The following is a 13,781-nucleotide window of genomic DNA, read 5'->3' as shown; positions in this document are numbered from 1 at the left end:
CCGCAAAGCTGCAGGCAATCTTTGTCACATCATATTGGCAGAATTTAGTGTGATACAGGCTGGCCAGGGCCATCGGCCGGGCGAACTTCAGCGCACATCAATCCCTTGGGGCCTTTGCCATACCGAACCAGCACCTTTTGGCCGGGCCGCAACTCGGTCAAACCAAACTGGCGCAAGGTCTCCATATGGATGAAGATATCGGGGGCCTCTTCGCTTTCGGTGACAAAGCCGAAGCCCTTGGTGCGGTTGAACCATTTGACGGTAACCAGCGTCATGTCGCTTTCAGGCTCAACCTGTGTGTGCGTTCGCGTTGGCTCCGAGGCCGAGGGCTGCACGGCTGTGCTGTAATCCATGGACAGGACGCGGAAGGCCTGCAAGCCCTTGCTCTGCTGAGTGACCTCACAGACTATCCGTGCGCCTTCCATGGCGGTCAGAAAGCCGTCCCGGCGCAACGTCGTGACGTGGAGTAGAATATCGTTGGTTCCATCATCGGGAACAATAAATCCGTATCCCTTGGAGACGTCGAACCATTTGATCGACCCGGCGACGACTTCAATATCAACGGGAATTTCGGTGCCGATGTGGCTGTCCAAACCGGCCCTGGACTCAGTTTTGGTCGCCGATGCCTTATCAGCGCCGGTCTGAGCAGAACTTGCATCTTCTGGCTGTTTTGCGCCCATTTAGACTGCCCTCTACGACCAAGCATTTGTCTGCATGCCTCTGTTTTGCGCACAAAAATGCAGCGCTACGAAGACCAGCAAACGTCAGTGATTTGTCAGAATCACCAACTGCCCCACAACTTCAAATGCCACGCGGTTTTTGCTTATGCAATAAGATCAAAAAGCCCGGACCAATCCGCCCCGACGCGCATCATCTGATTCTGTTCTTGATTAAACACTGTGACAGCCCCATTCATCAAGCAGCTTGCTGGCAGCCGATGAAAATTTCGAGCTCATTTAAAAGATGATTTGACCTATGGGACGATCATTTCTTCACATTGCCGGAGCAATGCCTATGTAGTTGTGGAAGCTGCGGGGTAGTATAATCAGCGGACAATTACCGAGGAATGCCCGGCGAAACGAAACATATTGTGGGTAAGGATTTAGGCCTGCATCATTTGGAGCTTTATATGAAATATCTACACACAATGGTCCGTGTGACCGATGTCGACGCGTCTTTAAAATTTTACTGTGATGGTCTCGGATTGCAGGAAACACGCCGCATTGACAATGAAAAGGGACGCTTCACCCTGATTTTTCTATCTGCACCAGGCGACGAATCTGCGCAGGTTGAGTTGACCCACAATTGGGATCCGGAACCCTATGGTGAAGGACGCAATTTCGGGCATCTGGCCTACCGGGTCGCAGACATCTATGCGCTGTGCCAAAAGCTCATGGATATGGGCGTGGTCATCAACCGCCCACCGCGGGATGGCCATATGGCTTTCGTACGCTCTCCCGATAATATTTCGTTCGAACTGTTGCAAGAAGGTGACGCTTTGCCATCTCAGGAGCCTTGGGCATCGATGCCGAATACCGGTCACTGGTAAGCTTGGCCTGCCAGTTCTACGGCCACCTTTCCCTAGTTCCCAAATGGAGAAACAGCCCCTCTCCGTTTGGGATTTCCGGCTCTCCCCAATTGGGAATTCTGGAAATGCATAGCTCGGCTTCAAAAAAACTGTCTGCGACGGATTATGAGGGTTGCTACCCCTAAGAATCCTCTCTATAAGCCACTCCCGAAGCGCCCTTCGTCTAGCGGTCTAGGACGCCGCCCTTTCACGGCGGAAACACGGGTTCGAGTCCCGTAGGGCGTGCCACCTTCTTGTGTGGCACGCATGCCGATGTGATAGGGCAATTATTTCTTCCGTTTGTTTGACTTCATAACTGAAGAACTTCAGTTGCTTGCAGCAAGCTGGTTGTTCTCGCTCATTTTGATTATCCCACGGTCAAATACCCCACGTTTCATTCCCATGTCATTCGATACTTCCGTTCGCGCTTGCGGTTTTGAGCCCAAGCATTAGTATATCAGTTAACGGTTGGCTTGATTTCACGGAAGGTAGCTGCTCATGGATTTGACTTGGATTTTTGATGGTCTGGACAAACCGGACAAGACTCGCATTGGTCTTGCAAAGGCACTTGGCCGCGATGTGTCTGTTGTCAGTAAAATTCTGTCGGGGAAACGCCGCCTGGCTGTCGAAGATGAAGAGATAATCCGGAACTATCTGGAAATGCCTTATGGCGGCAGCAGTGGCGGAAACGGGATCTCATCCAGGGTCGTCTACAACGTGGCGTTTCACATTATTAAGGACAAGCAGATTAAGGAAGGCGATCCCAAGGAATTCGCTGATCTGTTTCTGGAGTTATGCCACTATCTGCAAGATCAGGACGATGCGCCAATCGACAAGATCGTTTCCTTCGAGGCACAACGCCGCGCCCGTCGCAGTTCTCAATCATAACATTCAAGCGATGATAAAGTTGCTGAAGTGGCGGACTTATGTATCCGTATTCGGCAATCTGTATCCCATCAATCGTGCGTGAGCGCTCGATGAATTTCTTCCATCCCAATTGAGCATACCAAAGTCGCATGGGATTTTGGCGAAACACCCAAATTATGAGCGGAATCTTATGGTGCTTTTCGAGGAATTGAGCCATGGTGAGCATAAGTTTGGGACCAGCTGATGTTCCTCTCCATTTTGGTAGGACATATCCTGCATGGAGTTCACCTGCCCCATATGGGGCGTCTTTGTCGCCACAGGGCCTGGCAAAGCAGAAACCGATTCCGGACTGTCCACTACGAATGACGTAGAGACGTTCAGCCAGACCGGGATTTTTGATCCATTGGCTCCATTGGGCAAGGCGGAATGCTTTATTTCGCCGGCTGACAAGTTCGGAAGGTAAAAAACCATAACAATTATGCCAACAATCCACATGTATGCGGGCAATTTCCGTAACATCATGTATGGTGGCAGGAATGACCTGAATGGTTTTCATCTGCTTCCCGGTCTTCATCTGAGGAATCGGCAAACGACTCGTAAATTATCTTTTTGGTGGTTTTATTGTAACAAATTCTATCTTGGCGGGAAATATGCTCGACTTTGAGCTACAGGAAAAACTGAAACATCATAAGGTCGACCTCAGTGAGGATAACCGCAAACGGTTTACTCTGATTGTGGTTTCAATGTTGATTGGCCTGGTGATGGGTCTGACTGCCGCATATGTATTCAATCAGGCCAATGTTGAGAGTTACCAAGCCGAGTTGAGTTTGATGGTGGTTTTGGCGGCGGAGAGCAAGAATCTTGATTCTGCAGCTACTCTGAAGGCCGTAGAGGCGGAAATCGGGAAACCTATTTCGGAGTTTTCTGAAAAGGACACACTGCAAGCTTTTCAGTATCTGGTCCGCAATACAAAACTTGCAAACTGAATTTCACGCGCAGCATCCTGGCGTGTTTGGTATGCGCGGCACTAAATAGTCAGATCAATTCTAATCCGGTAGTAGTTCGCCAACGACTGTGATGACGCCTGCATAATTGTTTTTCGTCCAGGTAAAAAGCGTAAGTCCACCGTTTATGTCAATCAATTCAATGCCGGTAAAAGACACCGACTCTTTGATGTGACTGACCAGGTCTTTGGAAAGTTGCAGTCCTGATGGGCGGCTTACCATGACATCCATGTCGCTTGTCAGCACCACCGATATACAAAGCGCGCAGTTGCTGTCCTCAGGCAAAAGTGTTTCCGGACCCATAATGCCCACGACAACTCCTGTTGCGACGCCTTCCACATTAAACAAACCGCGCGTTATGGGAATGAACGGAAGGCCGCTCTGTCGACCAACAACGGGCGGATTAATTCGCAAATCACCACTGCCCTGACGAACTGCCTCCCGGACATACAACCGATCCCCGAGATTTATGTCGGGCGCAGGCAAATTGTAGCTGTCATGTAACAGAACGCCATCAGCGGATATCGCCAGAATTGAACGCAACCCGGCAGCAGCGCGCTGATAGCGTTTCATGCGCGAATGGGCTATCGGCGAGGAAACGCCCGGATTAGCACTCAGGAAGTCGCCAACAGCGAGCAATGCAAGATCGTTCTGTTTCAGATGACTGTCGACCTGCTTGGCAAGCAGAGCGCCCTTCAGCTCCACGCGCATCCTGGTAAAATCTGTAACCAATGGCGCGCGGCGTGAACCAATTTCCAGCGCCAGTGCATTCTCGGTAATGCCAAGGCATAATCCGGCCAAAAGCAGGCCAGCACAGGACAAACGAATTAACTTCATTGCAACCAATATCCGCACGATTTCAAATTTAATGGAGTAAGAGTATCTTCTTGCAACCCATATATAGCCACCGGAAAATTTTGGGGAGTCAGAATGACTGATTTTCTACTAATAGTTAAGTATCAGCGAATATCAAATGTCCGCCACCAGCCTCATATTTAAATTTATCGCCTGATTGATGGCTTAGCCAAGTCCAGAATTCTGAACTGAACACTGGGGCGACCACCCCAATGATCAAGCGAAAATGTGCCTGCAAGATGGAACGTCCCTTCCCGGTTTTTCAACATTGTCTGGCCAATGGGATTGTCAGCGGCCCGAAAAGCAATGGCATTTATCCGCGTGCCCTGACCGGAGGAAACACTTGCGCGTACATGCCCGGAGCCAACTATTTTTGCAGGACCAATGAAATGCGCGGGCAATGCAAACACAGGCTGTGAGTGCCCGGCACCGTATGGACCAGCCCGCTCGACAAGGTCCATGAACTCAATTGTTGCGCCATTGGCGGTAATCGCGCCATCAATCCGCAATTGATTTTGCCCGCGCGCGGCATCAACCGCACGGGACAAATGTTCTTCAAGATATTCGCGAAACCGCCCAAGCTGAGCGCGCTCAATTGTAAGGCCTGCGGCCATTGCGTGGCCGCCTCCCTTGGTCAGAATGCCCGCATCGACTGCGCCCCTGACTGCCGCCCCGACATCTACACCGGGAACTGACCGTGCCGACCCGGTGCCAATCCCGTTGGGATTATAGGAGATTGCGAAAGCGGGTCTTTGAAACCGCTCTTTTAACCGGGCGGCAAGCAAACCGACAATGCCTGGATGCCAGCCATCCTGGCCGGTGATGAGAACCGAGGGGCCCGGTCCATCACCAATGTCTCTTTCAGCCTCGGCAATGGCCTCCGCCAACATGTCTGTTTCGATGGCCTGACGCTGCTTGTTCAGATCATCCAGCTGCACCGCAATGGTTTCAGCCGCTATAGGATCATCCATTGTCAGCAGCTTTGCCCCGAGTGACGCATCACCAATGCGCCCTCCCGCATTGATGCGTGGGCCAACCAGAAACCCCAAATGGTAGGCATTTGCAGGTCCGGTCAGTCTGGCGGTCTTCATCAGGGCGTTCAGACCGGCATTACGTCCGTGACGTATAGCGACCAGACCCTTGGTGATGTAAGCGCGGTTCAACCCTTTTAGCGGCACCACATCACAGACAGTGCCAAGCGCCACAAGGTCCAGCCATGCTAAAAGATCGCAGCTTTTGGCGTGCGGGTGATTGGCCGCTTTAAGAACGGCCAAAGTGGCAACCAGTGTCAGAAACACCACACCGACTGCAGCCAGGTGCCCCTGCCCTGACAGATCATCCTGTCTGTTTGGATTGACCAGTGCCACAGCATGCGGCAGTTGTTCTCCAAGCTGATGGTGATCCAGAATAACGACATCGCATTCCCGGCGGGCAGCGTGTTCCAAGGCTTCGAAGCTTGTGGACCCGCAATCGACTGTGACAATCAATTCGGCGCCATCATCAATCAGTCCGTCAATGGCCGGTCCATTTGGTCCATAGCCTTCGAAAATTCGATCCGGGATGTAGATTTCGGCGGGAATGCCGAAATGCTGCAGGAACCGAAACAGCAAGGCTGAACTGGTTGCGCCGTCAACATCATAATCCCCAAATATAGCAACTTTCTGTTTGTCGACGATTGCTTTTGTCAGCCGTTCTGCCGCTTTCTCCATGTCGGTGAGAGCTTTGGGATCCGGCATCATATCGCGGAGAGATGGCGTCAGGAATTGAGCTGCACTGTCAATGTCAACGCCGCGTGCAGCAAGCACACGGCCGAGTAGCTCAGGCAATTGATGGCGTTGCGAGATGGCGGTCGCAATGGGTTGCGTTTTTGTATCGAGGCTCTCGACCCATGCCTTGCCGGTCAGGGACTTTTCAACTCCAAGAAAGTGGCGTGGCTGCAAAAGCAACTCTCCCAATGCTGAAAGGCGTTTCAGAGCCTATGAAAAACGGTCGGTCTGGCGGTGTCTGGCCTTGATCCATCTGACCGTGTGGCTGGAGGATCGCATAACAACCGTATGGGTTGTAATGCTGTCCTGCCCGAAGCGAACGCCGGCCAACATATTGCCGTCGGTTACGCCCGTTGCCGCAAACAGAACATCACCTTTGGCCATTTCCAGCATGTCGAACTTCTTGTTCACGTCTTCAATGCCCATTTTGATAGCGCGGTCGCGTTGCTGCTGGGTGTTGATGACCAATCGACCCTGCATCTGACCGCCGATACAACGTAACGCGGCAGCTGCAAGTACACCCTCAGGCGCTCCGCCAATTCCCATGTAGATGTCGATTCCGGTCTCTTCGGGATCGGTTGTGTGAATAACACCGGCCACATCGCCATCACCAATCAACCGGATGGCTGCGCCGGTCTGACGAACTTCTTCAATAATCTTGGCATGGCGCGGACGATCGAGAATACAGGCAGTAACCTGATCAATGGACACACCCTTGGCCGCAGCCACTCGTGCCATGTTTTCTGCAGGCGATAAATCCAGATCGACGGTTCCCGCCTCATAGCCAGGTCCAATGGCAATTTTTTCCATATAGACATCCGGCGCATTCAGAAGGTTGCCCTCATTTGCAATGGCGACCACAGCCAGAGAATTCGGCAGGTTCTTGGCGCAAATTGTGGTGCCTTCCAGGGGATCAAGGGCAATATCGACCTTGGGTCCACCACCCTTGCGACCGACTTTTTCACCAATATAAAGCATCGGCGCTTCGTCACGCTCGCCTTCGCCAATGACAACTGTTCCTTCAATTGGCAACGCGTTCAATTCTTTGCGCATAGCGTCGACGGCCACCTGATCTGCGGCTTTTTCATCGCCCCGTCCACGTAAGCGGGCCGCAGCAACGGCTGCACGTTCTGTTACCCTTGCCAGTTCCAGCGTGAGAATACGGTCAAGCACAACATCTTCTAGTGTCTCGGTGTTCATCTTGCTCTCCAAGGCTGCGTTGCGGAAATAATTGCAGGGCCTGTACCCTAAGGTTGAAACTCAGGCTTTTTCAAGCCGTATCAGTTGTGGATCGCCAACAATATGGCCATCTGAACGTATGTGTACCAGCGCCTCACGAATAGCGCTTTCAGTTGTCTTGTGGGTAATCAGCAAAACTGTCTTTGTTTCAGGTCCATTTGATAATTCCGGCTGACCATCGCGGTTTTTCTGCACAATGCTGGCAAGTGAAATACCTGCCTCTGCCATACGTCCGGCGATGGAAGCAAATGCCCCCAGGCGGTCGCTGACAGTCAATCTGATGTAGTAGCCACCTTCATGGGCCCGCATTCTGGCTTTAACATAGGGCTTTTGATCGGCAACCTTGATGCCGAGTGTCGGGACGATCACGCCACGCGCAATGTCGACAATATCACCCAGTACAGCAGATGCTGTTGCATCTCCGCCGGCGCCCGGCCCGGACATAGTGATATTTCCTACGGCATCAGCATCAATGGACACTGCGTTTGTGACATCGGTTATCTGAGCCAAAGGGCCTTCCAACGGCACCATTGTGGGATGTACGCGTTGTTCAATGCCCGTTGCCAGCTTCTGGGCGACGCCCAAAAGCCTGATTCGATAACCCAATTCAGTTGCTGCCTGAATGTCCTGCGGCGTTATCGAGGAAATTCCTTCAATGTAGATTTCGTCGCTGTTGACCTCGGTTCCAAATGCCAGGCTCGTCAACAGCGACAGTTTGTGCGCTGTGTCATATCCTTCAACATCGAATGTCGGGTCAGCTTCGGCGTATCCAAGCTTCTGGGCCTGCTCCAGACAAGCAGAAAAGGATATATTGTCCTCTTCCATGCGTGTGAGGATGTAGTTGCAGGTTCCGTTCAGGATACCAGAGACACGGCTGACCTGATTGCCCGCAAGGCTTTCCCGCATGGCTTTAATGACGGGAATACCGCCAGCAACAGCTGCTTCGAAATTCAGCGAAACGCCGTTTGCTTCAGCAAGCCTGGCAAGATCTCCACCATGTTTTGCAAGCAAGGCCTTGTTGGCGGTCACAACATGTTTGCCGCTTTCAAGGGCCGCGCGTACAGCCAGGTCGGCTGGACCGCTGTCACCACCGATCAATTCGACAAAGACATCAATGTTATCGGCAGTTGCAAGGGTGACGGGATCATCATGCCAGTACAGATGATCAATCGAAATTCCCCGATCGCGCCCTCGTGTCCTTGCACTTACACCGGTTACGGAAAGTGTCCTGCCGGAGCGGATCTCCAAAATTTCGTTCTGTTTCGCCAAAAGCTGAATCAGGGCGCAGCCAACGGTTCCAAGCCCGGCTACGCCGAGTCGCAACGCATCTGTCATCGATGATCTTTCCGAATTTGCTCAGGACACAGCGTCTATGCGCTGATTGGCACGACGTTTGGCATGGATTGCTGGGCAGATGCAAGGAAGCGACGCAAGTTTCGCGCAGCCTGACGAATTCGTTGTTCATTTTCCACCAGAGCGATGCGGACATGCTCATCGCCATGCTCACCAAACCCAATTCCGGGAGCAACAGCAACATCGGCCTCTTCAATCAAAAGGCGAGAAAACTCAAACGAGCCCATATGTTTGAAATTCTCAGGCAGTGGTGCCCAGGCAAACATGGTTGCGCCAGGTGATGGTACAGCCCAACCGGCGCGTGCAAACGAATCGACCATGACATCGCGTCGACCTTTGTAAATTTTGCGCGCTTCATCAATACAGTCTTCACTGCCATTCAATGCAGCTGCTGCTGCCACCTGGATTGGCGTAAAAGCACCATAATCGAGATAGGATTTGACCCGCGCCAATGCGGCAATCAATCGCTCATTTCCAACTGCAAAACCCATGCGCCAGCCCGGCATGGAAAAGGTTTTGGACATGCTGGTAAACTCGACGGCGATGTCCATTGCACCTTCGACCTCAAGAATCGATGGCGGTGGTGTGCCCTCAAAAAAGATTTCCGAATAGGCCAGATCCGAAAGGATCAGCAAATCATGCTTTTTCGCAAAAGCGACAACATCTTTATAGAAGTCCAGATTTGCCAGATAGGCAGTCGGATTTGACGGATAGTTGAGGATGAGCGCAAGCGGTTTGGGAATCGAATGCCGAATGGCACGTTCTGCCGTACGAAAAAACTCAGGGCCGGGTTCTGCGGGAATCGAGCGAATAACACCGCCAGACATGATGAAGCCGAATGAGTGAATTGGATAGGTTGGGTTTGGAACCAAAATGACATCGCCCGGTGCGGTAATGGCCTGTGCCATATTGGCAAAGCCTTCCTTGGAACCAAGTGTGGCGACAATCTGTGTGTCCGGATTGAGTTTTACGCCAAAACGACGCTCGTAATAGCCTGCCTGGGCCTTGCGCAGTCCGGGGATGCCGCGCGATGTCGAGTAACGGTGTGTTCGTGGATTGGCGACCGTCTCCACCAGCTTGTCGACAATGTGCTGAGGTGTCGGCAAATCCGGATTGCCCATCCCCAAATCAATGATATCTGCTCCACCCGCCCGCGCCTTCGCCTTGATTTTGTTGACGTGTTCAAAAACATAGACTGGCAGCCGTTTGACCTTGTGGAACTCTTCCATCGTATCTCTCGCTTTGGGATGGCATGGACTTGGGAAATTGATTTGTTTCACGATAGTGCGGCCATGAAAAGGCCCCAAATCGCTAAAAAGTGCTCAAACATTCGAACGCTTCGGCAATTGTCGCGCTTTCGCTCCTGTTGCGTCGATGATACACAGTCAGGAGAAACACAAAAAACATCTTTCAGGGACCATGACGGAAACACCCAAAGACCCCGGTCGGGACAATCATCTTCTAGAGTATATCGTGCAGAATCCGGAAGCATTTGCCAACAATTTGGCGCGTGCTGCTGAGGAGGCTGGCCGTGCTGTGGCTGCTTTCTTGAAACCGCGAGAGGAAGGTCGCCGGGACGGAGAGGATGTAAATGACGAGATTTCCGAAATCGTGACAACCCTGTCGAAGGTTGGCGAGTACTGGATGTCGGATCCGGAACGGGCGATACAGGCCCAGACAGCCCTGTGGACAAATTACATGAATTTGTGGAGCTCGTCGCTGCAGCGCATGCAGGGTCAGGAAGCTCAACCCGCCATTAAACCCACTCAAGGTGACAAAAGGTTTTCAGCTGACGACTGGGAGCAGAACCAGTTTTTCGATTTTCTGAAGCAATTCTATCTGATTACGTCGAATTGGGCGCAGCAGATGGTGGAAGACGCGGATGATCTGGATGACCATACCAAGAGTAAAGCGGACTTTTATGTGCAGCAATTGTCAAATGCGGTGTCTCCCTCCAACTTCTTGCTGACCAATCCGGAATTGCTGAAGGAGACGGTACAAAGCGACGGAGAAAACCTGGTGCGCGGCATGCGTATGCTGGCAGAGGACATGATTGCCGGTGATGGCGAGTTGAAAATGCGCCAGTCTGACACCAAGAAATTCAAGGTTGGCGAGAACATGGCCGTGACGCCGGGCAAAGTCATTTTTCAAAATGATATCTGTCAGTTGCTGCAATATACGCCAATAACAAACAAGGTTCTGAAGCGGCCATTGTTGATTGTTCCGCCATGGATCAACAAATTCTATGTGCTGGATCTCAATCCCGAGAAATCCTTTATTCGCTGGGCTGTCGAGCGCGGTCACACGGTGTTTGTGATTTCATGGATCAATCCCGACGAACGCCAGTCGGGAAAGAGTTTTGAACATTATATGAAGGAAGGCATTCTGGAAGCCTTGAGCCAGGTGGAGAATGCGACCGGCGAAAAGAAGGTGAATGCCATTGGCTATTGTGTTGGCGGCACGTTGCTCTCTGTCACAATGGCCTATATGGCTGCAAAGAAAGATACCCGCATTGCTTCTGCAACCCTGTTTACCACTCAGGTGGATTTCACCCATGCGGGCGAGCTGAAAATATTCGTCGACGAAGCGCAGATCAGCGCGCTTGAAAAACACATGGAAAAGCGCGGCTATCTGGAAGGCTCAAAAATGTCGAAGGCATTCAACATGCTGCGCTCCAATGATCTGGTCTGGCCGTATTTCGTGAACAATTACATGCGCGGCAAGGACCCCTTCCCGTTTGATCTTTTGTACTGGAATTCCGACAGCACGCGCATGCCCGCCGCCAACCATTCATTCTATATGCGGAACTGTTATCTTGAAAATAATCTGTCCCGTGGAAAAATGGTCATAGGCGATGAGACCCTTGATTTGTCGAAGGTCAAGGTTCCAATTTACAATCTGGCAACCAAGGATGACCACATCGCGCCTGCCCTGTCCGTATTCACGGGATCGTCGTGTTTTGGTGGTCCGGTGCAATTTGTAATGTCGGGATCAGGTCACATTGCTGGTGTGGTCAATCCGCCTCACAGAAACAAATATCAACATTGGACCGGCCCTGAGCCAAAAGGTGATTTTGACGAATGGGTCTCAAAAGCTGAAGAACATCCCGGATCGTGGTGGCCGCATTGGCACGCCTGGATTGAAGGACTGAACAAAACCCAGGTCTCTGCGCGACAGCCCGGCGAGAATGGCATTAAAATCCTCGAGGACGCACCGGGCTCCTACGTAAAAACCAAGGCTTGAAACTTGTCTGATATTATTACTGTAACTGATACGAAGACGCTCGCTGATATGTGCGCGCGTCTGGCTCAACATTCCTTCGTGACCGTTGATACAGAATTTCTACGTGAGAGCACATACTGGCCGATCCTGTGCCTGATTCAGGTTGCCAGCGATGATGAAGCGGCTCTGATTGACCCGATGGCCGACGGCCTGGATCTTGCGCCGTTCTTTGAGCTCATGGCTGATCGCAGTGTGGTGAAAGTATTTCACTCTGCGCGTCAGGATCTTGAGATTATTCTCAAGCTTGGGGATTTGATACCCGCGCCCCTGTTCGACACCCAGATTGCAGCCATGGTTTGCGGTTTTGGTGACAGCATCAGTTACGATCATCTGGTGCAAAAAATCTGCAATGTCCAGATCGACAAATCGTCACGATTTACTGACTGGAGTCAGCGGCCACTCACCGCCAAGCAGCAGACTTACGCGCTGGCTGATGTGACCCATCTGCGCGATATCTACAAATCTCTGGAAGCCAACCTTGAGCAGCAAAACCGCACGGAATGGCTGTCTGAGGAAATGGCCATACTGGAGAGTCGCGGAACCTATATCGTGGAACCACAAGACGCCTGGAAGCGGTTGAAAATGCGGGCTCGCAAACCTATCGAGCTGGCTGTCACCAAGGAACTGGCAGCCTGGCGCGAAGCAGAAGCAAAATCTCGCAACCAACCGCGTGGCCGCATCATCAAGGATGACGCAATCTACGAATTGGCTTCCCAACAACCGGAAAATGTTCAGGCGCTGGCGCGTATGCGCGCTTTGCCAAAAGGTTTTGACCGGTCAAAGTTTGCCGATGCTGTGATTGCCGCGGTTAAGCTGGCAAAATCCATTCCGAAAGACGAATTGCCAAATGTGCCGCGCCCGCCTCGTCGACCTGAAGGCGCAAGTGCCGTGGTTGAATTGCTGAAAGTGTTGCTGAAGCTTGTCTGTGAGCAACATGGTGTCGCATCAAAAATCATCGCCAATGTGGATGATCTGGAAAAAATCGCGAACAGTGACACAGCCGACGTTGCTGCGCTGAAAGGTTGGCGGCGGGAGTTGTTCGGTGAAGCGGCGTTGCAGGTGAAAGAAGGAAAACTTGGCTTTGCACTGTCCCAGCGCAAGAAAGTCATCCTTGTGCCTATCGAGCCTGAATAAGCACTATTTGTTGCGTGCCGCCTCAAAGGCCATTGTCAATTCTTCAATGGCCTTAAGTGTGTTTGACAGTTCCTCATTCGTCCGCTCGGCGAACAAATCCCTGAGAGCCAGGCCAAGATTGCTGTAACGCTTTCCAGCCTCTTTCCGGGTTTCATCTGTCAGACTGATGACCCAGCTCCGTCTGTCTGTCGGAGAGTGTGTCCGGTTTATGTGCCCACCCTTTTCCAGTCGGTCCAGCATTGCAGTGACTGAAGCCGTGGTTATACCCAGCTTCACTGCAAAGTCTTTTGGATGAAGTTCCGTCTCTTTTAGCGCGTCGATGGCACGCAATGCGGTTCGATCAATCCCTATGCTGTCAGCAACATACTCATCAAAGCGACCGACTTCTGCATAAAGACCCCGAATTGAGTTGACCAAATCTTGCGGACTCAGCTGTGAACCAATTGACACTGTGATGTCTCCAAGTTATCTAGTTTTACAACTAACTAGACAATCTAAATATAATCTGCGAGTCCAATTTCACAGAACCTGCATGTTCACAATAGTGATTAAGCCCCCGAATTCAATAAACAATCTGTGGGCAACCTGGCGGTCAGAGAGCTGATTGGAGTGATCAACTATGACGATAGAATCAGGATCTCCCGAAATTACAGTCACGTCAGTGAAGGCCTCTGGGTCGACTACAGGCCAAAAAAACAGAATGCGGCACCTGAT

The 13,781-nt window shown here is 51.7% G+C and carries 12 protein-coding genes, 1 tRNA gene and 1 pseudogene; 6 read left to right on the top strand and 8 right to left on the bottom strand.

The window, feature by feature from the left end:
- Positions 1 to 44 precede the first annotated feature (44 nt).
- The gene (locus RAL91_RS14305) at positions 45 to 680 is read right to left on the bottom strand and encodes a cold-shock protein (RefSeq protein ID WP_306256897.1); all 636 of its coding nucleotides are present in this window, start codon (positions 678 to 680) and stop codon (positions 45 to 47) included.
- 449 nt (positions 681 to 1,129) lie between these two features.
- Here RAL91_RS14305 and RAL91_RS14300 point away from each other — a divergent pair, with 449 nt between their 5' ends.
- The 3 genes from RAL91_RS14300 to RAL91_RS14290 all read left to right on the top strand — a co-directional run bounded on the left by RAL91_RS14300 (position 1,130) and on the right by RAL91_RS14290 (position 2,455).
- On the top strand, positions 1,130 to 1,549 hold the full coding sequence (locus RAL91_RS14300) for a VOC family protein (RefSeq protein WP_306256896.1): 420 nt from the start codon (positions 1,130 to 1,132) through the stop codon (positions 1,547 to 1,549).
- A gap of 191 nt (positions 1,550 to 1,740) precedes the next feature.
- Positions 1,741 to 1,816, top strand: a tRNA-Glu gene (locus RAL91_RS14295).
- A 249-nt stretch (positions 1,817 to 2,065) separates the two neighbouring features.
- Positions 2,066 to 2,455 (top strand): hypothetical protein, encoded by a 390-nt coding sequence (locus tag RAL91_RS14290; protein ID WP_306256895.1) that lies wholly within the window; start codon positions 2,066 to 2,068, stop codon positions 2,453 to 2,455.
- Between the two features lie 109 nt (positions 2,456 to 2,564).
- On the opposite strand, the pseudogene RAL91_RS25100 reads toward RAL91_RS14290, so the two are convergent.
- Positions 2,565 to 2,990, bottom strand: a pseudogene (locus tag RAL91_RS25100) (N-acetyltransferase family protein); the annotation flags it as partial.
- 94 nt (positions 2,991 to 3,084) lie between these two features.
- On the opposite strand from RAL91_RS25100, the gene RAL91_RS14285 reads away from it, so the two are divergent.
- Positions 3,085 to 3,420 (top strand): hypothetical protein, encoded by a 336-nt coding sequence (locus tag RAL91_RS14285; RefSeq protein WP_306256894.1) that lies wholly within the window; start codon positions 3,085 to 3,087, stop codon positions 3,418 to 3,420.
- 60 nt (positions 3,421 to 3,480) lie between these two features.
- Here RAL91_RS14285 and RAL91_RS14280 read toward each other — a convergent pair whose 3' ends face one another.
- The 5 genes from RAL91_RS14280 to RAL91_RS14260 all read right to left on the bottom strand — a co-directional run bounded on the left by RAL91_RS14280 (position 3,481) and on the right by RAL91_RS14260 (position 9,880).
- Complete coding sequence (locus tag RAL91_RS14280; RefSeq protein ID WP_306256893.1) at positions 3,481 to 4,275, bottom strand: hypothetical protein; 795 nt, start codon at positions 4,273 to 4,275, stop codon at positions 3,481 to 3,483.
- 164 nt (positions 4,276 to 4,439) lie between these two features.
- Positions 4,440 to 6,233, bottom strand: coding sequence for a single-stranded-DNA-specific exonuclease RecJ (gene recJ / locus RAL91_RS14275; protein ID WP_306256892.1), 1,794 nt, complete (start codon positions 6,231 to 6,233; stop codon positions 4,440 to 4,442).
- A 36-nt stretch (positions 6,234 to 6,269) separates the two neighbouring features.
- A complete protein-coding gene (gene glpX, locus RAL91_RS14270) occupies positions 6,270 to 7,259 on the bottom strand; it encodes a class II fructose-bisphosphatase (RefSeq protein WP_306256891.1) in 990 nt (329 codons plus the stop codon).
- Between the two features lie 60 nt (positions 7,260 to 7,319).
- Entirely contained in the window at positions 7,320 to 8,633 is a 1,314-nt protein-coding gene (locus RAL91_RS14265; RefSeq protein ID WP_306256890.1) for a homoserine dehydrogenase, read from the bottom strand.
- 35 nt (positions 8,634 to 8,668) lie between these two features.
- Positions 8,669 to 9,880, bottom strand: coding sequence for an LL-diaminopimelate aminotransferase (locus RAL91_RS14260; protein ID WP_306262933.1), 1,212 nt, complete (start codon positions 9,878 to 9,880; stop codon positions 8,669 to 8,671).
- A gap of 190 nt (positions 9,881 to 10,070) precedes the next feature.
- Here RAL91_RS14260 and RAL91_RS14255 point away from each other — a divergent pair, with 190 nt between their 5' ends.
- Both RAL91_RS14255 and rnd read left to right on the top strand, forming a co-directional pair.
- Entirely contained in the window at positions 10,071 to 11,894 is a 1,824-nt protein-coding gene (locus RAL91_RS14255) for an alpha/beta hydrolase (RefSeq protein ID WP_306256889.1), read from the top strand.
- A gap of 12 nt (positions 11,895 to 11,906) precedes the next feature.
- Positions 11,907 to 13,067 (top strand): ribonuclease D, encoded by a 1,161-nt coding sequence (gene rnd / locus RAL91_RS14250; RefSeq protein WP_306262931.1) that lies wholly within the window; start codon positions 11,907 to 11,909, stop codon positions 13,065 to 13,067.
- Positions 13,068 to 13,070: 3 nt separating this feature from the next.
- Here the strand turns inward: rnd and RAL91_RS14245 are convergent, their stop codons facing one another.
- Positions 13,071 to 13,517 (bottom strand): MarR family transcriptional regulator, encoded by a 447-nt coding sequence (locus RAL91_RS14245; RefSeq protein ID WP_306256888.1) that lies wholly within the window; start codon positions 13,515 to 13,517, stop codon positions 13,071 to 13,073.
- Positions 13,518 to 13,781: the final 264 nt, after the last annotated feature.

It is taken from the genome of Pararhizobium sp. IMCC21322 (assembly GCF_030758295.1).
GTDB lineage: Bacteria > Pseudomonadota > Alphaproteobacteria > Rhizobiales.
This window is presented reverse-complemented; position numbering and strand designations above follow the sequence as displayed.